Annotated in this window: 15 protein-coding genes; 6 read left to right on the forward strand and 9 right to left on the reverse strand. The window is 63.1% G+C overall.

The features are described 5' to 3' along the window. Positions 1 to 9: 9 nt before the first annotated feature. From ACU8YE_RS05280 to ACU8YE_RS05320, 9 genes are all read right to left on the reverse strand, one after another. On the reverse strand, positions 10 to 2,769 hold the full coding sequence (locus ACU8YE_RS05280) for a type VI secretion system Vgr family protein (protein ID WP_446928251.1): 2,760 nt from the start codon (positions 2,767 to 2,769) through the stop codon (positions 10 to 12). 21 nt (positions 2,770 to 2,790) lie between these two features. After that, the gene (gene tssH / locus ACU8YE_RS05285) at positions 2,791 to 5,514 is read right to left on the reverse strand and encodes a type VI secretion system ATPase TssH (protein WP_316871083.1); all 2,724 of its coding nucleotides are present in this window, start codon (positions 5,512 to 5,514) and stop codon (positions 2,791 to 2,793) included. Between the two features lie 39 nt (positions 5,515 to 5,553). Beyond that, entirely contained in the window at positions 5,554 to 6,645 is a 1,092-nt protein-coding gene (gene tssG / locus ACU8YE_RS05290) for a type VI secretion system baseplate subunit TssG (protein ID WP_260801760.1), read from the reverse strand. Beyond that, positions 6,609 to 8,459, reverse strand: coding sequence for a type VI secretion system baseplate subunit TssF (gene tssF, locus ACU8YE_RS05295; protein ID WP_446928252.1), 1,851 nt, complete (start codon positions 8,457 to 8,459; stop codon positions 6,609 to 6,611). Before tssF ends, tssG begins: the two co-directional genes overlap by 37 nt. Positions 8,460 to 8,537: 78 nt before the next feature. Next, positions 8,538 to 9,011, reverse strand: coding sequence for a type VI secretion system baseplate subunit TssE (gene tssE / locus ACU8YE_RS05300; protein ID WP_009241814.1), 474 nt, complete (start codon positions 9,009 to 9,011; stop codon positions 8,538 to 8,540). 68 nt (positions 9,012 to 9,079) lie between these two features. Further along, a complete protein-coding gene (locus ACU8YE_RS05305) occupies positions 9,080 to 9,583 on the reverse strand; it encodes an Hcp family type VI secretion system effector (protein WP_009241815.1) in 504 nt (167 codons plus the stop codon). A 105-nt stretch (positions 9,584 to 9,688) separates the two neighbouring features. Beyond that, complete coding sequence (gene tssC / locus ACU8YE_RS05310; protein WP_232039399.1) at positions 9,689 to 11,173, reverse strand: type VI secretion system contractile sheath large subunit; 1,485 nt, start codon at positions 11,171 to 11,173, stop codon at positions 9,689 to 9,691. Continuing rightward, the gene (gene tssB / locus ACU8YE_RS05315; protein ID WP_009241817.1) at positions 11,166 to 11,678 is read right to left on the reverse strand and encodes a type VI secretion system contractile sheath small subunit; all 513 of its coding nucleotides are present in this window, start codon (positions 11,676 to 11,678) and stop codon (positions 11,166 to 11,168) included. Before tssB ends, tssC begins: the two co-directional genes overlap by 8 nt. A gap of 34 nt (positions 11,679 to 11,712) precedes the next feature. Next, a complete protein-coding gene (locus tag ACU8YE_RS05320; RefSeq protein ID WP_232039398.1) occupies positions 11,713 to 12,345 on the reverse strand; it encodes a hypothetical protein in 633 nt (210 codons plus the stop codon). Between the two features lie 328 nt (positions 12,346 to 12,673). Here ACU8YE_RS05320 and tssJ point away from each other — a divergent pair, with 328 nt between their 5' ends. The 6 genes from tssJ (at position 12,674) to ACU8YE_RS05350 (ending at position 20,929) form a co-directional block, all read left to right on the forward strand. Then, positions 12,674 to 13,378: a type VI secretion system lipoprotein TssJ gene (gene tssJ, locus ACU8YE_RS05325; protein ID WP_392397745.1), complete on the forward strand. Its 705-nt coding sequence runs from the start codon at positions 12,674 to 12,676 to the stop codon at positions 13,376 to 13,378. A gap of 15 nt (positions 13,379 to 13,393) precedes the next feature. Then, positions 13,394 to 14,740, forward strand: coding sequence for a type VI secretion system baseplate subunit TssK (gene tssK / locus ACU8YE_RS05330; protein ID WP_027678923.1), 1,347 nt, complete (start codon positions 13,394 to 13,396; stop codon positions 14,738 to 14,740). Then, entirely contained in the window at positions 14,737 to 15,522 is a 786-nt protein-coding gene (icmH, locus tag ACU8YE_RS05335) for a type IVB secretion system protein IcmH/DotU (protein WP_232039397.1), read from the forward strand. The genes tssK and icmH overlap by 4 nt, the downstream gene beginning before the upstream one ends. A gap of 70 nt (positions 15,523 to 15,592) precedes the next feature. Further along, positions 15,593 to 18,367, forward strand: coding sequence for a type VI secretion system Vgr family protein (locus ACU8YE_RS05340; RefSeq protein WP_446928253.1), 2,775 nt, complete (start codon positions 15,593 to 15,595; stop codon positions 18,365 to 18,367). Next, positions 18,364 to 19,929: a hypothetical protein gene (locus ACU8YE_RS05345; RefSeq protein ID WP_446928254.1), complete on the forward strand. Its 1,566-nt coding sequence runs from the start codon at positions 18,364 to 18,366 to the stop codon at positions 19,927 to 19,929. The genes ACU8YE_RS05340 and ACU8YE_RS05345 overlap by 4 nt, the downstream gene beginning before the upstream one ends. 10 nt (positions 19,930 to 19,939) lie before the next feature. After that, positions 19,940 to 20,929 (forward strand): PoNe immunity protein domain-containing protein, encoded by a 990-nt coding sequence (locus ACU8YE_RS05350; RefSeq protein WP_446928255.1) that lies wholly within the window; start codon positions 19,940 to 19,942, stop codon positions 20,927 to 20,929. Positions 20,930 to 20,959 lie beyond the last annotated feature (30 nt).

The following is a 20,959-nucleotide window of genomic DNA, read 5'->3' on the forward strand; positions in this document are numbered from 1 at the left end:
CCTGCCGGTTCAACGCGACACCGAGCCGGCGCCATTGGCAGCGGCACTGCTTTCCTGCACGCCGCAGCCTTTCAGATTGCCACTGGCAAGGCTGTTATCCACCCCCGCCCCTCCCGGCCCCACAAACCGATGCCCCGCCCCCTTAAACGTCACCATCCCCGGCGCATGCAGCTCAATCGTGCCGTTCGTCACCTTGATCTGCGCCCCGGCCGCATTGACGAGCACATGCTGCTTCGCCTCCGCAGTGACGTTGCCCTGCGTGGACGCAACCGTCACGGCCTTTTCGGCAACCAGATGGGTCTCGCCCTTGAGGCTCGAAAGCCCGACCTTGCCGCTTGCGGCATGCATGGCGATGCCCGGTGTCGCATCGCCGGCTTGCCCGAGCGATTTGCCGTGCGCGTAGAGGCTCAGCCCCTCGGCTACCGCCACTGAGAGATTGCCGCCCGCAGCGACGTTGGTGTCCTGCTTCGCAACCAGCGTGGCCTGCGTGCCCGCGACCAGCACCGCATCGACCGGCGTCGTGCTAACGATGCCCTTGGGCGCCGAGACTTGCAGATGCGGCTCGCTGTAGGCAACGGCCTGCGCGCCTTCACCGGCGCTCTCGGCATGACGCAGCACTTCGGTGGTGTGGCGCAGTTGCTTGAGCGCGGGGAGTTCCTTGGCGGCGGGTTCGTCGGCCAGGCCGGCTTTCTGCTTCTGCGCTGCGTCGGCGAGGGATTCGGCGAGGTCGCTCACGGCTTCGATCTGGCTGGCGGCATCCTCGCTGTCTTGCAGCGACGCGCTGGTGCCGGCGCTGTGCGCGGTGAGCAGCAGGCCGGCGCCGGCGCGCACAGCGCCGCTGTCGTCAGTGGCGAGCGCGGCTCCGTGGCCGAGATCGGTCTGCCGCGCGCTGTCGACCTGTTCCTTGTGATGGCCAAGCACGAGGCCAGTCGCCGCCTGCGTGGTGCTGAGCTGTGTGCGGCCCTGCCCTTCGGAATCATCGAAGACGAGCTGGTTGTAGCCCGACGAGCCCGACTGGCTGCCGGCCAGTGCCTGCGTCTTGATGCCGGACAGCACTGCGTTGTGAGCGTACGCGCCCTGGCTCTTGCTGTCACCGGCAAACCAGGCGGGGGCATTGCCGGTCGCACCTGCAGCGCCAGCCTGGTTCTGGTTGTATTGCGCGTCGGTCTGGCCGCTGCCGTTGTAGGCGGCGCCCACCACGACGGGCCGATCGATGTCGCCTTGCAGGAACTCGACCAAGACTTCCTGGCCGACGCGCGGCAGCGCCACGCCGCCCCAGTTCGGACCGGCCACGGGCGCAGTTACGCGCACCCATGCGCCAAGGCCGGCGCTCGCACGCGCGTTATCGTCGCCAGCCGGGTGCGATTGGCGGCTGGCGGACCGAGCGCCGCGCTGCCAATGGAATTGCACCTTGATGCGATGGTCCCGGTCGGTATGCACGGGCCCATCCGCACCCACCACCAGCGCAGTCTGGCTGCCATTGACGGTCGGACGTGGATGCAGCGCACGGCCTTGCTCGTCACTCTGCTGCGGACGCACGGGTACGTTGTCGCGCACGACGGTGAAGTGGTTGCGGTAAAACGGCGCGTCGTCGCCCGTGCCGTGGTTGCTTCCTGCAGCCAGCACATCGCCGCCGCGCAGTGCGCCCAGCGCTTCGGTCAGTACCTGGCCGAAGCGATCGTTGAAGTTGTTGCGCGCCTGGTGCGTCACGGCCAACACGGCAAAGCGCTGCTCGCCATCGTCATGATCGAAGTGATCGAGCAACTGGAAGCGCGTGCCCGTCGCCAACGTGCGGGCTGTGCCTTCGCCGTCGAACTGCTTGTCGCGCAGCTCCAGCGCTTCCATCATCAGCCGTGCGACGCGCTGCGCCTGGTTGTTGTCTTCAAACCAGTACTGGCCGGGGTAGTCGGTGTCTTGCAACGTCAGCTGTGGGCCGTCGTTGCCTTGCTGCTGCGCCCCGAGTTGCGCCGTGCGCTTGGCGTTGGCGCGGTAGTCCCAACTGGCAATCGACACGGCGTTGGTCTGCCAGCGGCGGGCGCCTTGCCAGCGGTCGATCACGTCTTCGGTGGCGGTGGCGTCTGCGCGGCCAAAGCGGATGCTCGCCTGTGCGTTGTCGGCAAAGACGTCATTGGAATCCGCAATGACCATGCGATGCACGCCCAGCGCGTCGCCGTCCTTGGCTTCGTGCTCGAAGAAGTAAAACAGCCCTTCTTCGGCCAGCAGGCGCGTGACGAAATCGAAATCGCTTTCGTCGTATTGCGTGATGACGCTGCGGCGCGTATAGACCGAGCTGTCACGCAAGGCCCAGCGCCATGCAGGCACGAGGCGGCCTTGGCCCTGGTAGTCGCCAAACAGGCTGTCGATTACCTCGATGACCGACATGTCCTGGAACAGGAAGCTGTCTTGCCGATGGCGCAGGAACGCCAGCCACGGTTCGATCACCAGCCGATACCGCACCAGGCCACCGTTGGCGCCCACCTGCTCGAAGCGCGTGACGTGGCCATGGAACGGCCGCAGCGCGCTCCGGCTCTGCTGCGTCAGCAGATCCAGCCGCACGGGCTGGCCAAGCAGCTTGGCCGAATCGATGTCAGCGTTGTCGGACAGCGCCGTCAGTTCCAGCCGAAAGCCGCCTGCGTCGATGTGCTCGGCGGCTTCCAGCTGCTCTGGCAGCAGCGCGTTCGGCCCCAGCGGCGTTTCCAGGCGCAGCAGCCGGTCAGCCTGGGAGAACGACGCACGCAGCAGGTTTGCCAACTCGGTCGGAGAGACCATGATGTGCTCCAGCGAAGCGACTTAGTTGATGCGGTATTTGAACTCGCCGTTCTTGCCGACGCCGACCTTGATCTTCTCGACACTGCCGCCCTCGGCCATGCGCGTCAGCACCGACTCGGCAATCTGCGGCAGCAGCGTGCCGTTGAGGATGTGATCGACCGCGCGGGCGCCCGCATCCACTTCCGTGCAGCGTGCGAGCACGGATTCAACCAGCGCGTTGTCCCACTGGAACGTGGCCTTGTGGTTGATGGCGACGCGATCGCGGATGCGGCCCAGCTTGAGCGTGATGATCTCGGCCAGCACGTCGTCGGAAATCGGGTAGTACGGCACCACCTTCATGCGCCCGAGGAATGCGGGCTTGAACGCCTTGTAGAGCGTCGGGCGTAGCAGCTCTGCCAGCGCATCAGTGTCGGGCAGTTCTTCAGCAGGCTTGTTCAGGCAAGCCTGCATGATGGCCTGCGAACCAACGTTCGACGTAAGGATGATGATGGTGTTGCGGAAGTCGATCGGGCGGCCTTCAGCGTCGTCCATTTCGCCTTTATCGAATACCTGGAAGAACATCTCCAGCACGTCCGGGTGGGCCTTCTCCACTTCATCGAGCAGCACGACGCTGTACGGGTTGCGACGCACGGCTTCGGTCAGCACGCCGCCTTCGCCATAGCCGACATAACCCGGCGGCGAGCCCTTGAGGCCTGACACGCTATGCGCTTCCTGATACTCGCTCATGTTGATGGTGATGAGCTTGCGTTCACCGCCGTAGAGAATGTCGGCCAGTGCCAGCGCGGTTTCCGTTTTACCAACCCCAGACGGGCCCGCAAACAGGAACACGCCGCGCGGCTTGTTCGGGTCTTCCAGGTTGGCGGTGGCGGTGCGCACGCGCTGCGCGATGGCATCCAGCGCGTGGTCCTGTCCGATCACGCGGGCGGCCAGCAGCGGCTTGAGGTTCAGCACCGTGCGCAGCTCGTCCTTGACCATGCGGCCCAGCGGAATGCCCGTCCAGGCGGAGACGATTTCCGACACGACATGGCCATCCACCTGCAGCGGCACCATGGGCGATTCGCCTTGCAACGCACGCAGTTCGGCGAGCAGCTTGGCCAGTTCGTCCTGCTCCTCCGTTTTGTCGGCGGCACGCTTGCGCTTGGGCATCGACACCACGTCGCTGTTGGCAGCCACGGGCAGTGCGTCTTCCTCGCCGGTTTGTGCTGCACCGCTTTCGCGCGCCTCACGCAGCGCCTGAATGCGTGCGACCAGCGCGCGCTCCTGCGCCAGACGTTCGGTGTTCTGCGCGACGCGTTGTTCCAGCTCCGTGCGCTGCTCATTCAGCGCCTTCAGGCGCGCGTCGTGCTCCGCACCGGCGCTTTGCTCGCGCTCCAGTGCATTGATCTCGCCTTGCAGGCGTTCCAGCGTTTTCTGGTCGTCTTCAATGGCGCCCGGCGTGGCGCTCTGGCCCAGCGCCACCTTGGCGCAGGCCGTGTCCAGCACGCTGACGGCCTTGTCCGGCAGTTGACGGCCGCTGATATAGCGATGCGACAAGCGCACCGCCTCCGTAATCGCCTCGTCCAGCACGCGCACGCCAAAATGGCGCTCCATCAGCCCGGCCATGCCGCGCAGCATGGCAGCAGCCAGCGGCTCGCTCGGCTCTTCCACCTTCACGACCTGGAAGCGGCGTGCCAGTGCGGCGTCTTTTTCGAAGTACTTCTTGTATTCGCTCCACGTGGTGGCCGCAATCGTGCGCAGCTCGCCGCGGGCCAGTGCGGGCTTGAGCAGGTTGGCCGCATCGTTCTGCCCGGCCTGCCCGCCTGCCCCAATGATGGTGTGCGCCTCGTCAATGAACAGGATGATCGGCTTGGGGCTCTTCTTCACCTCGTCGATCACGTTCTTCAGACGGTTCTCGAATTCGCCCTTGACGCTGGCGCCTGCCTGCAGGAGCCCCATGTCGAGCGTGCGCAGCGTCACGCCTTGCAGCGGCGGCGGCACATCGTTGGCAGCCACGCGCAGGGCCAGGCCTTCCACCACAGCGGTCTTCCCCACGCCGGCTTCACCGGTGAGGATCGGGTTGTTCTGGCGACGACGCATCAGGATGTCGATCACCTGGCGGATCTCGGCATCGCGGCCGATCACGGGGTCGATGCGGCCATCGCGCGCGGATTGCGTGAGGTCCACGGTGAACTGATCCAGCGCCGGTGTGGCCGTCAGCGCGGCGGCAGGCTTGCCGCTTTGGCCTTGCGCTGCGTCTGCGCCGTCGTCGGCAATGTCCACGGCCTGCTCTTGTTCGTCCGAGCCGGTGGTCAGCCGATCGAAGTCGTGCTTCAGTCGGTCTGCTTCAATCTGCCCAAACAGACGCGAGCCACGTTGCGCGAGCGCAGACAGGCTCGGCTCAGTCAGCAGCGCGAGCAGCAGATGGCCCGAGCGAATGCGCGTGATTTGCGAATCGAGCGAGGCAATCAGCCAGCCGTGCTCGAACAGCTTCGGCAGGTACGGCGAGAACGCCGGCGTGCGCGTGTTGCCGGTCTGGAACCGGCTGATCTCGGCCTCCAGGTCACGTTGCAGCGCGGCTAGGTCGATGCCGCTGGCGCGGGCCGCCACGGCAAAGTCGCTGCGGCGGTTTTCCAGCAACGCCAGGAACAGGTGTTCGAGATCGACCTCGTAGTTGCCGCGCGCCATGCACAGCGACGCGGCGCGCTCGGCTGCTTGCCGGCTTGTCGCATTCAGCTTGGTGATCAGGGTTTTGAGTGGGATGGCCATGGCGGCAGCGCTCCGGAAGAATCGATGAATGTGTCGGTATCAATGCAGCGGCGCGAGCGTGTATTGCGCATCGCTGCGGTCCTGCTGCGCGGGGCGGGAGCACAGGAAGGTGTCCCAGCCCAGGCGCCCGTCGTTGCTGTTATCCAGCGTGCTGCCGGTCACGTCTTGGTGGCGCAGGATCAGCTTGATCTCGAACTCCAGCGTGGTGCCGCACAGGATGGTCAGCATCTTGCGCAGTGCCAGCGCGCCCGATGCGCCCGGCAGGAAATTGCGGTACTGCGCGCGCTTGAGCGGCCCGACCCACAGGCGCACGCGCAGGTCCCGCTGCCACACCCGGCCCCCAGCCAACGCCGTGGCGCCCAGCAGGTTGTTGGTGCTGCCCAACCGCGTGTATTGCGACGCCGGCACGCGATACCACCCGCCAACGAACTGCTCCACCCGCATCGGCGCCTGGAAGTAGTCCGACAGCACGCGCTGCAGATACGCCGCAGACACCGGCCGATGCCGGATCGCCGTGGCATAGCCGGCCAGCGCTTCGTCAAGGATCGGCCCGGGCGTGGTGGAAAGGTCGTGGCGCAGCGTCTTGTCGGCCGCGCCCGCCAGCGACAACAGCAGCGGCAGGTAATGCTTGTTGCTGTCGACTTCGTACTGGAACGGCAGCCGGTATTTCTTCCACGCCAGGTAAAACAGCGCCGTGGCCCGGTTCGAGAAGATGTCGAAGAACGCGCGTGCAGCGCGGTCGCGCCAGAGGCTTTCTCGCTCCGCCACGATTTCGGTGTAGCGCAACGGCAAGGCGCCCTGCCCGCCCAGCATGCCGAAGAACGAGGGCGTGATTGCCAGCGAATCCAGCGCGCCTTCTTCCAGCGCGGCAATGAACGCGGCGTCGGTTTCGAGCATCTCGGCGGTGATGCCCTCGGCCTCGACGTTCTGCAGTTCGCTAGGCGGAAACGACAGCGACAGCGTGTTGCGAAAACTCAGGCGCGTGGCCAGTGCCTGCTCGGGCGCCATGCCGCCTTCGCGCGCAAACAGCTGCTCCAGCAGGCGCACGGCCTGGAAGAACTGGTACCGGTGCGGCTGCTTGAGCAGCCGCCGGATCACACCAGGATCGATTCGCCGCTGCGGGGTGCGCATTTGACCAATTCCTTGCCGCTGCGGCGCGAGACCGCAATCAACTGCACAAAGCTGTTCATGTGGACGTACAAGCCGAAGAAGTGGTCCAGCACACGGATGAACCGATGCATGCCGGTGCCTACAAAGGCGTCTTCATCCAGCGTGAGGCGCACCTCCAGGCCGCGCACGAATGTGGCGAACGGCTTGCCGGCCAGCCACTGCGTCGCCGGTTGGTAATCGAGCGCGACGATGCCTTCGATCTGCCGCGCCGAGATCGCGTTACGCGGCAGATCGTGGAGGCGCAGCATCTCTTTCAGCGTCGGCAGACCGTTCTGCACGAGCGACAAATGGTTGAGCGCCAGCAGCGAGATCAACCGCCACTGCGCCGCACGCCCACCGCCAAACCGCATCGAAGGCGTGGGCTTGCGCAGGAAGGTGATGTTGCGGGCGATGGAACTGCCTTCCATCGACAGATCGCCATCGGGCTGGCCAAACGCCAGCGTCGAAGGCAAGTCACGGTTCGTGCAGGTGACGGTCAGGCTCAGCGTGTCGGTCTGCGGGCTTGCCGGGTCGAAGTGTGTATCGACAATGGAGATCTCGGTTTCGAACCCCGGGCTGCGCTGGGCGATCAGCTCATTGCGGCGCGCCAGCCAGTAATGGCCCGCGCGGCCGGGCTCTTCGCCGTGGTGCAGGGAGTAGAACGGCCGGAACTCTGTGACTTTCTCGTGCGCCGTGGTTTCGCGCACCAGCTGCACGTTGTCGATGGAGTAGATGTCAAAGCCGTGCGCGCGCCGGCTGTCGGCCACCACCGGATACGCACTGGCCGTATGTTCGATGCGGATCGGGTCTGCCTTCTGCTGGAACAGATTGACCACGGGCGTGCAATGCAGGCGCAGGTGCTCGGGTTGAAGGTTCTCAAGCAGGCGGGCAGCGTGCGAATCACTGCGCAGGTCTTTGAGCACCAGATGCAGTGTCAGACGGCGCACCGGCACGCCCGGCGTCATGCCGCGTCGCAATGCGGCCAGGTCGATGTCGAAGAAGTTGAACTTCTCGGCAAAGCTGAAGTGCTCGGTCAGCAGACGATAGGCCGGGTGCGAGCGCGCCGGGCAATCAATCAGGGACTCGTCTTCAGTAAAGCCGACTTCGTGCAAGGGCACCGAGATCAGCCGTTTCCAGACGCCTGCGCGTTCGGCTTCCACATATCCGGCTGCGGTGTGCAGGAACAACGCATCACCGAGCGCGGCCACGAAGGACGGCTCGCCGTCCATGTAGACGCGCAGCTTGTCCATCGACAGCGATTCAAAACCACCGCGCTCGCCGACGTATTCCAGCGTGATCGCAATGGAGCCGGTCGCGCCTTTGGGCAATTGCACGGCGGCCGGCGCCGACACCGCGCGCTCGAACGTTGCACCTGCAACACGCACTGGCGCGAACGTGACGTCGTATGCGGTGCGGAAACGGCATTCGACCTTGCGCACCACGCGTGTAGTGAGAAACGTGCCGCGCGCAATCGTGACCGGCACGCTGAGTTGCGCAGCTACGCCGCGCACGTCGAAATGCGCCACAGAACACGACGGAAAGGGCCGCAGGTAGTGCGGGTACAGCACCTCCAGCAGCGCCTCGGTAAATTCGGGGTAGTCGTCGTCGAGCTTCTTGCTGACACGGGCGGTCAGGAAGGCAAACGATTCGATCATCCGCTCGACATGCGGATCGTCGCAGCCGTCGCCCGACATGGCGAGGCGGCCGGCGATCTTCGGATACCGCTCGGCGAAGTCGCGCGAGTACCGGCGCAGGAAGGCCAGTTCTCGTTCGTAATAAGGCAGCAGCTCTTCCATTCTTCGTTGCGGTCCGGTGGCGATCCTGCGGGTGCTTCAGCGTGTTGCGGGTGGTGCCGTATGCAGGGTCGTGCAATCTCAGCCGCGTCCGCGCGACACGGAATACCGCAGCGTCGAGGGTTGCAGCATGGCGTCAAAACTCACGGGCTCGCGGGCGGGCCCCACCAGCAGCACCGCGCTGATCCCAAAGCACAAGGCATTGGTCGCGCGCTCATTGATCTCCAGCGACACATTCACATGCTGCAGACGCGGTTCGTGCCGCTCGATCGCCTTGGTAAGCGACTGGCAGATGTAATTGCGGTCGTAGAAACTGGCCAGGCTCAGGCCGGAAAAATCGTTCAGGCCATACGTGAGCAGCGACCGCTTGCATTCCGGCAAGCCGTGCAGGTCTTCCTCTTCCAACACGATGCGCGTGTTGAGCAAGGATTCAATATCGCGTGCCACGGTGCTCTTGAGTTCTTCAAGCGAGAGCTGGCGCAATGCCGTGGGCATGGGCGCGTGCGGCTCGTCGTCGAAGAGCTTGTCGAGCAGGCTGGGTTCGAAGCCTTTCATATGCTGCTAGAAAACAAGATGCCGCAGCACGGCGGCTGCGGCTCTTGTCATCAGGAGAACACCAAACGTTAAACCGAGTAGGTCTTGTCGTTCTTGGTGAGGCTCCAGGCGCCTTGCGAGTTGCCGCCTTGGCCGCCGGCGCTCTTCTGCTGCGTGTACTTCCACTGCACAGCGGCGTAGCGCAGGCTGAAGGTGTCGGTCGGAATGCCCTGGGCCACCACTTGCGAATCGACTTCGCTCAGGATGGCGTTCTTCAGCTTGACTTCGAGGTACTTCACGCGGTTGCCTTCGCCGTCTGCGCGGAAGAACTCGATGGTCACTTCACCGAAGGTCGTGCCGCCCGAAGCGTGCTGATACAGCAGCGGGCTGACGACGTCCAGATCCTTCGTGAAGACCATGTCGCGGTGCTCGCAACGCTCAGCCGTGTGGCCGCCGGCGGTCGAAGCCGTGGCCGAACGCGGTTGGCTGATTGCTTGCGACCAGCTGTTGATTTCGATCCAGTCCTTGTGATCCTTGTCTTGCGACTCCCCCTTGATCGCCGGGCTGTCGAACTTGACGTAGATATCCTTCATACAGAGACCCTCTTCAATAGATTGGTTGTTGGTACTGCAACGGGTAACGAGCGTAACGGGTGGTTATGCCCGAACATTCCCCCCCGGGGAGAGTCCGGTCAGGAATTACGAGTTGGCCGACTTGGGCAGATCCGCCACCAGACGCAGCGAGATCGACAATTCATCCAACTGGAAGTGCGGCCGCAGGAACGCCACCGAGCGGTACGTGCCAGGCTTGCCCGGCACTTCCGCCACCTGGATCGACGCCTCGCGCAGCGGGAATTGCGCCTTCTGCTCTTGCGTGGCGTTGTCGTCCAGCAGCACGTACTGCGAAATCCAGCGGTTCAGGAACGTCTCAACGTTCTTGGCCGAGGCAAAGCTGCCGATCTTGTCGCGCATCATCGCCTTCAGGTAATGCGCCACGCGCGACACCGAGAAGATGTACTGCAACTGCGCAGACAGGACCGCATTGGCGTTTGCGCTGTCGGAGTCGTACTTCTTCGCCTTCTGCGCCGATTGCGCTGCGAAGAACGCGGCGTAGTCCGTGTTCTTGCAATGCACGAGCGGGATGAAGCCGAGGTCGCTCAACTCCTTCTCGCGGCGGTCGGTAATGGCGATCTCTGTCGGGCACTTGAGTGCGATTTCGCCGTCATCGGTCTTGAAGGTGTGCGTCGGCAGGTCTTCCACCAAGCCGCCACCCTCCACACCGCGGATGGCAGCGCACCAACCGAAGTCATCAAACGCGGCGGTCAGGCGTGCGCCGAACGCCCAGGCGGCGTTGCACCACAGGTACTTGCTGTGATCGGTGCCGTCCACGTCTTCAACAAAGTTGAAGCTCTCGACCACGGTGCCGTCCTTCGGGTTGTACGGCAGACGGCCGAGGAAACGCGGCAAGGTCAGCCCCACGTAGCGCGAATCTTCCGAATCGCGGAAGGACTTCCACTTGGCGTATTCGACCGTGTCGAACACCTTGGCCAGGTCACGCGGCTTGCCCAGGTCGGCAAACGATTCCAGACCCAGCAGCTCCGGTGACGACGACGCGATGAACGGCGCATGCGAAGCCGCAGCCACGTGTGCCATCTGCTCGATGAAGTACATGTCTTCGGGCTGACGCGTGACTTCAAAGTCGCCAATCAGCGCGCCAAACGGCGCACCGCCAAAAGTACCGAATTCTTCTTCGTAGACCTTCTTGAACAGCGCGCTCTGATCAAACTCGATCGCGGTCTTGAAGTCTTTCGTCAGATCGCGCTTGGTCGCGTTGAGCGCCTTGATCTTGATCGTCTGGCCGGTGCTCGTTTCCTTGACCAGATAGTGCAGGCCGCGCCAGGTCGATTCCAGTTTCTGGAATTCCGGTGCGTGCATGATTGCGCTCAGTTGCTGCGAGATCAGACGGTCCAACTCGGCCACACGTGCATCGAGCGTGGCCGACAGGTTGTCGGACACCACCACGGTGCCGCTCAGCACTTGGCTGGCCAGCTCGCCGATGATGTCTTTCGCGCGTTCGCGCTCGGAGTCGGACTTGGCGACGCGGCTTTGCTCGACGATGCTGTCCAGCAGGCTCACCTCTTCCGCAACCGAGGCACCCTGCGCAGCGGATTGGTTCTCAAGCATCCTCGCCCCCGTTTTGCTTGGCGCCCAGCTTCTTCGCGTTTTCGGTGTTCTTCAGCACTTCCGACAGCAGGTCTTCCAGCTTGTCGTTACCGGCCATCTTGTTGCGCAGGTCAGCCAGCTTGGAGCGGGCTTCGAGCAGCTTGCGCAGCGGCTCGACCTGCTCGACAACGGCTTCGGGGCTGAAGTCTTCCAGCGAGCGGAACTTCAGGTCGACGCCAAAGCGGCCACCGTCTTCCGTCAGCGTGTTCGGCACCTGGAACGCCGCGCGCGGCTCCACGCCCTTCATCACCTCGTCGAAATTGTCGCGGTCGATGTTGACGAACTTGCGATCGCGCAGCTTGGGTTGCTGCACTTCGGATTGGCCCGACAGGTCGGCCACCACGCCCACCACGAATGGCAGCTCCTTCGTCTCGATTGCGTCGCCGATTTCGACGTCATACGTCAGTTGCACACGCGGCGGACGCACCTTCTGCAGACGCTTCTGTACGCTTTCTTTCTTGGCCATCACGTTCCTCCAGGAATGCGAACCAGCGCTGCGCTTAACGCAGGGCGCCGAACGGGTCTGCGCTGCCGCTGGCAGCACCGGTGGCAGCTGCCGGCGCAGCAGTGGTGCCGTGCTCAACAGCGTGAGCCGGGCGGCGAACGACGCGGGTCGGGCGGCGCACAGGTTGCTTGACAACCGGTTGTTCGCCCGGGAACAGGACCTGCTCGCCCAGCGTGTCGCGCAGCATCTTGGCAAGCACTTGCGCGTCGGTCTTGACGTCGCCGGCCAGCGCGCTGTCTGCACGCAGCTCTTGCAGCGAACGGCGCGCCACGCGCAGACCGCTCACAGCCAGGATGCTCTTGGCTTGGCGATCGGCGTTGTCACGTTGCAGGGCTTCCTCTGCAGCCAGGATGGCCTGCGGGTACTTCTCTGCGCCGAACTGGATCTGCGCGATGCGCACCCACGGCTCGTCACGGGTTGGGTTCTGCTTGGCGATCTGCTGGTACAGATCAATCGCCTTGTCCTGCTGGCCGCCCTTGGCCGCAGCTTCCGCCTCCGACATGCTCTGGCCGAAGGCCTCGTCGGTTTGGGGTCCGGGGTTGTTGGTCGCGCAACCCGCAAAGAGGGCGGTGGCAGCAGCCAGCACGATGAAGGAACGGAGAACGGAGGTAGACGAGGATTTGGCCACGGCGAGACTCTTCAAAGTTTCAAAGCGGTGTGTCGATACCCAATCAAATTCGCCGGAATTGGCGAGTTAAATGTTGGTCTCGACTGGCGCGAAATAGTACACTCCGCTCGTTGCCGTTGACAACCAAAAACGGATTATTAAGGAACCGAAACATCCTTTGTATTCAACGCCTTAGAGCCTCACCAGGCAACGATCTCCGATTATTAAGAAACGGAAACATTCTTCGTTTTTCCTTTATTAAGGAATCGAAACAATTCACCGACTTCCTTAAGCGGAACAGGCGCGACAGCAGTCAAACAAAGAGAATTAAGTAATTCAGAAATCAGGCATGAAGATGATGAAATTCGATGCTGCTTGGGGGCAAGCGGCAAGGCAGCCGGGCTGCGGCAGCCTTCTGAAGCACTCTCTGAAGCACCGTCTCGCAGGGGCGCTCAAGTTGATGCTGGTAAGCGCGAGCGTGGCCGCGTTAGCCGCCTGCTCCACCGGCGCGAGCGTGCTGGCTGGTGCGGCCAACGGCGCCCTGGAAGCGATGGGGCTCAAATCGTCGAACCTGCCCGACGCGCAGAAGCCGCCGCGCGAAGTGCCGCTCAAGCTGACGGCCGGCAATAACCTGAACGCAGCAAACGACCGCCGTCCGGTGGCGATCGTGGTGCGCCTGTATGCATTGAAGGATCCGACCAGCTTCCTGCAGGCACCGTATGACACGTTCATCGACCCGGCGCGCGAGAAGCAAACGCTGGGCGCCGACCTCGTCAACGTGCGTGAGATGACGCTGATTCCGGGCCAGCGTTACGACTTCACCGAGAAAGTCTCGCGCGAAGCCACCACGCTGGGCATCGTGGCGCTGTTCCGCAGCCCCGCATCGCAGCGCTGGAAGTTTGCCTTCAACACCGAGAAGAACGAGAAGTCGGGCATCGTGATCGGGCTCCACGCCTGCGCCATGACGGTCACGTCCGGCACGCTGACCACCCCCGCCGGCGCCACGCCGCTGACTGATGTCAACCTGCTCTCCCCCGCGGTTTGCGGTAGCTGAACAACAAGGGCCAACGTGAGTTACTCCGCAAAGATTCTCTGGGGCGAAGGGCTGTTCCTGCGTCCGCAGCACTTCCAGCGTCAAGACGCGTACCACGAGTCGCGCCTGCACGCGACTGCGCAAGTCATCCAGCCTTACGCATGGGGCATCCGCCATGCACGCTTCGATACCGATGCGCTGGCCAGCGGCGTGCTGCGTGTGATCGAGTTGTCGCTGTTCTTTCCCGACGGCGAGCTGTACTTCGCGCCGCAGGCCGATGCGCTGCCGCCGCCGCTGGTGCTCGACGCCATTCCCGCCGGCGTGTCGGAGTTGACCTTCCATATCGCGCTGTATCCGCTGCAAGACAACGGCGGCAACTACCGCGAGCAGATCGAAGGCGCATCGGTCTCGCGCTTTGTCGGCACGGAAGAGGAAACGGCCGACCTGTATACAGAGGCCGAGCCCGCGGCCATCACGTATCTGAAGAAGTCGGTCAAGCTGATTGCCGAGACGGAACCGCGCGAGCAGTTCATCTCGCTGCCCGTGGTGCGCGTGCGACGCACCGGCACCGGCGGCTTTGAACTGGATGAGAACTTTGTCGCCCCCAGTATGGCGATCAACGCCTCGGCCGTGCTGTATCAGCGCCTGCGCCGGCTGCTGGACGCGCTGCAGGCCAAGGTCAACGCGCTGTACGGTTTCCACCGCGAACCGACCAAGAACATCATTGAATTCCGCTCCGGCGACATTGCGTCGTTCTGGCTGCTGCATACGGCCAATGCGGCCTTTGCGGCGCTGTCGCATCTGTATCACCACCCAGACCTGCACCCGGAGCGCCTGTTCCAGGAAATGCTGCGGCTGGCCGGCGCGCTCATGACGTTCACCAAGAGCTACACGCTGGCCGACCTGCCCGCCTACGACCACGACAATCCGGGCCCGGTGTTTGCCAAGCTCGACACGATCGTGCGCGAGCTGCTCGATACCGTCATCTCCACACGCTACTTTGCGATCGCGCTGGAAGAGACGCGCCCGTCGTTCCACCTTGGCCGCATCGACTCCGGCAAGATCGACGATCAGACCAGCTTCTATCTGTCGGTGTCGGCAGACATGCCCGCAGCCGAGCTGGTGGAAGCCATTCCGGCGCGCTTCAAGGTCGGCGCACCCGACGATGTGGAAAAGCTCGTGTTGTCGTCCATGCCCGGCGTGCCGCTCACGTACACGCCGCAGGTGCCGCCTGCCATTCCGGTGCGCCCGGGCGCGTGCTACTTCGCCGTGGAAGCGCGCGGCATGCTGTACGAACGCATGCTGCAGGCGCAGACCCTCACCATCTATGCCCCGGCCGGTATCCGGGAACTCAAACTTGAACTGATCGCGGTGACTTCATGAGCGCTACCTCCACCCCTTCACTGTTTGGCGGTTCGGCACCGGCAGCCGCTGCCGCGGATGCACGTGAATCCAACACGCACGCGCGCACGCTGCTTGATTTGCTGTACGACGGCTTCTTCATGCTCTTCCAGTTGCGCAATGCCCAGCAGCCGGCCAGCGCAGAAGATTTCCTGAACCGCGTACGCGCCTTCCTTGACGATTTCGACCGTGGCGCCAAGCGCCTGAACGTGTCGGCAGAAGACGTGTTCGACGCCAAGTACGCGTTTTGCGCGGCGGTGGACGAAACCATCCTGTCGTCCAACTTTGCGATCCGTCCGGCCTGGGAGCGCCGCCCGCTGCAGCTCGTGCTGTTTGGCGAGCAACTCGCCGGCGAGACCTTCTTCGTCAAGCTTGAAGAGTTGCGTGCGCACGGCGCGCCGCGCCTGCAGGCGCTGGAGGTCTTCCACATGTGCCTGCTGCTGGGCTTTCGCGGTAAATACATCCTCGAAGGGCCGGAGAAGCTGGCTTACCTGACCGCGCGCCTGGGCGACGAGATTTCCGCCATCAAAGGCAAGCGCGCCGCATTTGCACCGCACTGGCCGCTGCCCGACAAGGTTGCGCATATGCTCAAGCGCGAAACGCCGCTGTGGATTTTTGGCGCCGTGTTTGCGCTGATCGGGCTGCTGGGCTTCCTGGGGCTGTCGCACACGCTAAGCACCAAGACCAACGAAACGCTGGAAGGCTACTCGCAAGTCATCAAGCTCGGGCCGCGCTTCTCGCACCTGACGATTTCGCTGCCGTGATGGCCACGATGGGCCGCGTGCCCATCCTCCTGCTGAACCGCAACACGAACCCCAGCGCGACGCTGTTCCGATGAAGCCTTTGTCCAACCTGCCGGCCGCCGTGCCACAAGCCGTCCTGGGCGCGCTGCTCGGGCAGCAGACCCGCCAGATCACGCTGGAGACGGCACTCGCTTCCGACAACCTCGTCGTGGAGCGCTTTACCGCCACTGAAGCGGTGTCGGCCTCGTTCGTCCTGCATATCGATTGCCTGAGCCCATCGGCGCATCTGGATACGGCCAAGCTGGCTTCGCAGGAAGTCACGCTGCGCCTGGTGCAAGCCGACGGCAAGCGGCGCGCGTGGCACGGTTATGTGGCCGATTGCGCATCGCTTGGCGGCGACGGCGGCCTCGCACGTTACCGCCTGCGCGTGGTGCCGTGGCTGGATCGCCTGCGCACGCGCAGCGATTGCTTCGTCTACCAGGACAAGACCGCGCTCGAGATCGTCGAAGAGGTCTTCAGCGAATACCCCACCGCGCATTACAAGGTTGCGGCCACGCAGCCGTGCACCAAGCGCTCGATCTGCTGTCAATACCGCGAAACCGACTATGCCTTCGTGATGCGGTTGCTGGCCGAGGAAGGCCTGTCGTTCCGCATCGAACACGAGCAAAGCGAAGACAAGCAGCAGCAAGGCAGCGCCCAGTCGCGCCACACCGTCGTTATCTTCGACAACGATGCGCAACGGCCTGCCTGCCCGCAGCCGGAGATCCGCTTCCACCGCGTAGACGCCACCGAAAGCGACGACGCCATCGAGCGTTTTTCGCACGCGCACAGCGTGGGCACCAACGCAGTGACGCTCGCCTCGTGGGACTACAAGGCCTTGGCCGCCACCAGCGCCCAAGCCAGCGCCAGCGACCCTGGCGGCGAGCTGCCCACGCTGGAGCGCTTTGAAGCCTCGGGCTCGTATCAATATTCGAATACGCAAGAGGCCAGCCGCGCTGCGCAGTTGCGCATGCAGGCACACGAAGGCGCGTACCTGCGCTACGAGGGCCAAGGCAGCGTGCGCCAGTTGGGCGCCGGCCAGCGCTTTACGCTCACGCAGCATTTCGACAGCAAGCACAGCGAGTTCGTCACGCTCCAAGTCGAACACGAAGCCGCCAACAACCTCGGCGCCGACATCGCAAGATTGCTCTCCACCACCGAGATCGAATCGGGCAGCTACCGCAATCGGTTCGTCGCCGTGCCGGCCGAGGCGCCCATCGTGCCGCCCTATCGACGCCGCCCGACCGCGCCGGAGGGTCAGGCTGCCGTGGTCATTGCCGACGACGGTGCGCCGCTCACCACCGACCGCGACCATCGCGTGCGCGTGCGCTTCCCGTGGCTGCGCGCGCCGGAGGTCAATGCGTTTTCCGACCCGTCCAGCAGCGATCGCACGCAGGTCACCGCCTGGGTGCGCGTGTCCAGCGCCAGCGCCGGCCCGAACTGGGGCGGCAATCACCTGCCGCGCGCCGGCACGCAGGTGCTACTGACGTTCATCGACGGCGACATCGACCGTCCGATGATCGCCATGCAGCTGCACAACACGCAAGACGCCCTGCCCTGGGCCCCGGCCGATGCGCCGCTTGGGCAGGCGCTGTCCGGCTGGCACTCGCAGGGTCTTGGCGGCGACGGCTACAACCAGTGGGTCATTGACGATCACCCGGGCCAGTTACGCACGCGCCTGGCAAGCTCCACCGCCAACAGCCAACTGAACCTCGGCTATGTCACATCGCACGGCGCCACGGGCGGAGACCGCGGCACCTGGCGCGGCACCGGCGCGGAGCTACGCACCGATGCCTGGGCCGTCGTGCGTGCAGGCGCGGGCCTGCTGCTCTCGACCACGGCGCGAGCACAAGCCGTCGGCACGTTGCTCGACGCCCACGAAGCGCGCGGGCAGCTCACCGCCGCGCAGAAGACCGCACAGCGCTTGTCGGATGCTGCCGCAAGCCAGCAAGCGCTGCCGCTGGCCGCCAACGAAGCCTTCGAGCCGATCGACAAGGCGCTCGACCCTGCGCAGGACGGCAAGTACCCCAGCAACGTCAATGGCCAGGATTCACAGCAGCCCGTCGACAAGTTCGGCCAGCCGCTGCTGGTGACCGAATCGCCATCGAGCATCGCGCTCGCCTCGCAAGCCACGACCACTGTCTACGCGGGGCGGCATTTGCACGGCACCGCTCAGGCCGACTGGCACCTCGCCGCAGGCAATGTCATCGCCGCGGCGGCTGCAAAGGGCGTGAGCCTGTTCGCCCAACGCAACGGCATCCGCGCGATTGCCGAAGGCGGGCCGGTGTCCATCCAGGCGCATACCGATGCGCTGGCTGTGCTGGCAGACAAGGCCGTCACCGTCACCTCGTCGGCCGATTCGGTCGAGATCCTCGCGCAGCAGAACATCGTGCTGCATGGTGGGGATTCGTTGATCCGGCTGGAAGGGAACGCGGTGACGTTCGAGACGTCGGGGTTGTTGTCGGTTAAAGGGGCTGGGCATCCGTTTGAGGGCCCGGGGGGGCAGGCGGCGGGGTTGCCGGCGTTGCCGATAGGCGCTCTGGGTGAACCCACGCACTTTATTGAACTCAATCATCACTACGATGATCTTGAGCCCGTGAAAGGCGCGCCTTATAAGCTGCACTTCAGTGACGGCACCACTATTTCAGGGAAGGTGGACGACAAGGGGTTCGCTCGTCATGAGGGCGTACCGCCGGGTGACGCCAAGGTTGAGTGGGGCGAGGACGCGCGCAAATGGGCCGCCGAGTCACAGCGCCCGAATGATCGATTCGGCGCAGCTTCCGACGCTGATTCTGCAATCGCCCTTATCAAGAGCCTGCTGTCATGATCGCTCGCACCATCCCAATTACACAGGTCAAACCCGACCTGAACGACTCGCTGCGCATGGCGGTCGCGGAGATCGAACGCTTCCTGGCGATGTTCTATCCCGCCGAAGCGATCAATCAAACCCATGCAGGGACGGCGATTGCAGGCCAGTGGCTATCCCGCATCAAGGGCTTCCATCAAGATGATGACTTCCTGCATCTGACGCGAGACTTCCTGAGTTATGTACTGAGCGGTGGCGAACGCTCTCGCATCTCTGATCAACTGGCGTACTACTTCTCGGGATTCATGCCGAGCTACGGTTCGGCATGCATCTTCGTGGACATGGTCGCCGCTGGGCAACCGTGGTCGGAAGTTCAATCGTTCATGCACAGCCAGTCGTATGGCAACGCACGCCAGTACGTTGAGGGTTTCGATTGGGCCGGTGGTCAAAAGAAGGCACAGGCGGAAATTGATGCGTGGAAGGCTGTTCTGCGCGAGCAGGACACCAAACTGCAAACGGCAACGTATGGGGAACCGATTCTGCTCGCCCAGGCACAGCCCAAGCCGATGCCGAATGGGCCAATGACGGATGTACCCGCCAATGACCCGTACATGCCCAAGCCACGACCGCCGCTGCGAGTTGTGCCGCCACCCGAGTTGCCGCCTCCCGGAGGCGGGGCCGCACGGGCAGCAGGACGCGGCCTGGTTGCAGTGCTGGCTGAAGGTGGCGCCGTTGTACTGCTTGCCGTTGTGCTGATCCTCATCCCCAGCAACGCGTTCGAGAAGAACACGGAGGATGAAGACCTGCGGCGCATGCGCGAAGAATATGAGCGCAAGAAGCAACTTCCAATTCCGGATACCAAGCCACAGGCTGACGCAGCCACCGACACGTCCAACAACGAATGCAAGGCGCAGATCGAGGACAACCAGAAGAACGGTGCTGTTTGCGAGAATGATGGCTATGTACTAATGGAGAACGCGCTCGAGTACAAACGCCTGATCAACCCACCCAAAGGCAGGGGCTTGGATGGACTGTTCGAGAAACAGCTGCCGTTGAATCAACCAGCGCCAATGCCCACCACCGTAACCATCCCAAAGCCCGGCAGGCTTGTCTTTATCCCCACGGACAAAAAGCCCCCGCTATCGGACTACGACTACGTCGCGACCAAACTGAAAAGGCCCACTTCGCCTACGTACCCAAAATTTGTTGTCTTGGAAGCCAAGCATATTTCAAGAAGCTTCGACCCTGGTGATACAGACGGCATAAAGAAAGCCGCAAAGAATCGTTTGGGTTGCACTCAGGATGGCACACAAATGGGTACAAAATGGACAGAGAGACGCATCCCGCAAGCGCTGGGGCGCAAAGATAGCGGCCTGACAGTAACGCAACAGAAGACGAAGCTGGACGAAATCATCATTTACCGCTACGCACGCTGGATCTTCGCATGTTTGCCTGGCCCAACTGGGGCGGGTGCTTCAAGCAAGCTATACGTCTTCATTGATGTCGTGGCGACAGGGATGAATCTGGATAGCGGAGCTCCGCCAACTGGCACACCCAGCCCAGTCGGCGGCAACGCACTTTAACTATTGATCTATGGCTTTCAAAGACGTACGTCGTCAGAAATTTCTGAGCGAAAAAGACTACCTCACGAACTATGATTGGTTTGAGGATGGCGTCCGACGAGCACGGAAAATTCTTGTGGACGAGGAGCTGATCCCAGAGGCCAAAGAAAGCTTCAGATGGCGGATCGCCTCCGACAATCTCAGCCTGCTGATCTTGCAGTACACCGCGGGCAAGTCGATCAGCGAGCTACGTGCGCATCTGACAAAAGTGGTTGAAGATTTTGACACTTTTGTTGCAAATGAGATATCGCCTCGCAAGGACGATCCTCCTCGAAACGAAGCCGACACACTTGAAATCACCCAACTCGAAGCCTACGTCAACGTATTCTGGCTGCTGGCCCTATGCAAGCTGCTCCGGCATGAGGCGCTGATTCCCAAGGTTATGAGCTGGGTAGACAAGACTTACGAGTTCAACCGAGGCCGTGACATCCTTTTTGAGAATGTTGTACAGGCATTGACCGGAAAGCACGTCGAAGCCGAAAAGGTTTTGCTGCATCCGCTTCCGTATCGACCACTCGGCCGGGCCACCGTGTACGCGCCCGAAGAGCGCCCCGCGCTGGTCAAGGAATTCGTCGAGACTTGGTACAAACACATGAAGCCGTGCTATTGGCATGGCACACACACCGACGGCACGTCTTACTTCGGTTACTGGGCGTTCGAAGCCGCACTGGTCACTGTGCTGTGGGATATCGACGACAGTAGTTATCGTGACAACCTTGTTTATCCGCGGGACTTGGTGGACTGGTACCGCTCGCATGCCAGCTCAGCATCAGACGGCACCCCGCCACGTACACCAGCTGGCGAGCCTTGTCCCAAAGAGGGTTGGTGGTTCACGCCCGCAGCAACCGACTCCCGTCAGTTCTTTAAGCAAGGCGAGACCATGCCGGAGGTGAAATCTGATTACGGCTCGACTTTTTGGCAATGGGACAAAGACCAAGTGAAGCCCGAACCTAAGCTGTGAAGCAAAGAACTCCTGACCGCCTTCTTCAGC

The sequence above is a fragment of the Ralstonia sp. VS2407 genome, from assembly GCF_052950655.1.

Excerpts from the sequence above, each read along its gene's own strand:
- tssC (WP_232039399.1), bottom strand. The coding sequence starts at position 11,173 with ATGCTTGAGAACCAATCCGCTGCGCAGGGTGCCTCGGTTGCGGAAGAG.
- tssF (WP_446928252.1), bottom strand. The coding sequence starts at position 8,459 with ATGGAAGAGCTGCTGCCTTATTACGAACGAGAACTGGCCTTCCTGCGC.
- tssG (WP_260801760.1), bottom strand. The coding sequence starts at position 6,645 with ATGCGCACCCCGCAGCGGCGAATCGATCCTGGTGTGATCCGGCGGCTG.
- ACU8YE_RS05305 (WP_009241815.1), bottom strand. The coding sequence starts at position 9,583 with ATGAAGGATATCTACGTCAAGTTCGACAGCCCGGCGATCAAGGGGGAG.
- tssB (WP_009241817.1), bottom strand. The coding sequence starts at position 11,678 with ATGGCCAAGAAAGAAAGCGTACAGAAGCGTCTGCAGAAGGTGCGTCCG.
- icmH (WP_232039397.1), top strand. The coding sequence starts at position 14,737 with ATGAGCGCTACCTCCACCCCTTCACTGTTTGGCGGTTCGGCACCGGCA.
- ACU8YE_RS05350 (WP_446928255.1), top strand. The coding sequence starts at position 19,940 with ATGGCTTTCAAAGACGTACGTCGTCAGAAATTTCTGAGCGAAAAAGAC.
- ACU8YE_RS05280 (WP_446928251.1), bottom strand. The coding sequence starts at position 2,769 with ATGGTCTCTCCGACCGAGTTGGCAAACCTGCTGCGTGCGTCGTTCTCC.
- tssJ (WP_392397745.1), top strand. The coding sequence starts at position 12,674 with ATGAAGATGATGAAATTCGATGCTGCTTGGGGGCAAGCGGCAAGGCAG.
- tssH (WP_316871083.1), bottom strand. The coding sequence starts at position 5,514 with ATGGCCATCCCACTCAAAACCCTGATCACCAAGCTGAATGCGACAAGC.
- ACU8YE_RS05340 (WP_446928253.1), top strand. The coding sequence starts at position 15,593 with ATGAAGCCTTTGTCCAACCTGCCGGCCGCCGTGCCACAAGCCGTCCTG.
- ACU8YE_RS05345 (WP_446928254.1), top strand. The coding sequence starts at position 18,364 with ATGATCGCTCGCACCATCCCAATTACACAGGTCAAACCCGACCTGAAC.
- tssE (WP_009241814.1), bottom strand. The coding sequence starts at position 9,011 with ATGAAAGGCTTCGAACCCAGCCTGCTCGACAAGCTCTTCGACGACGAG.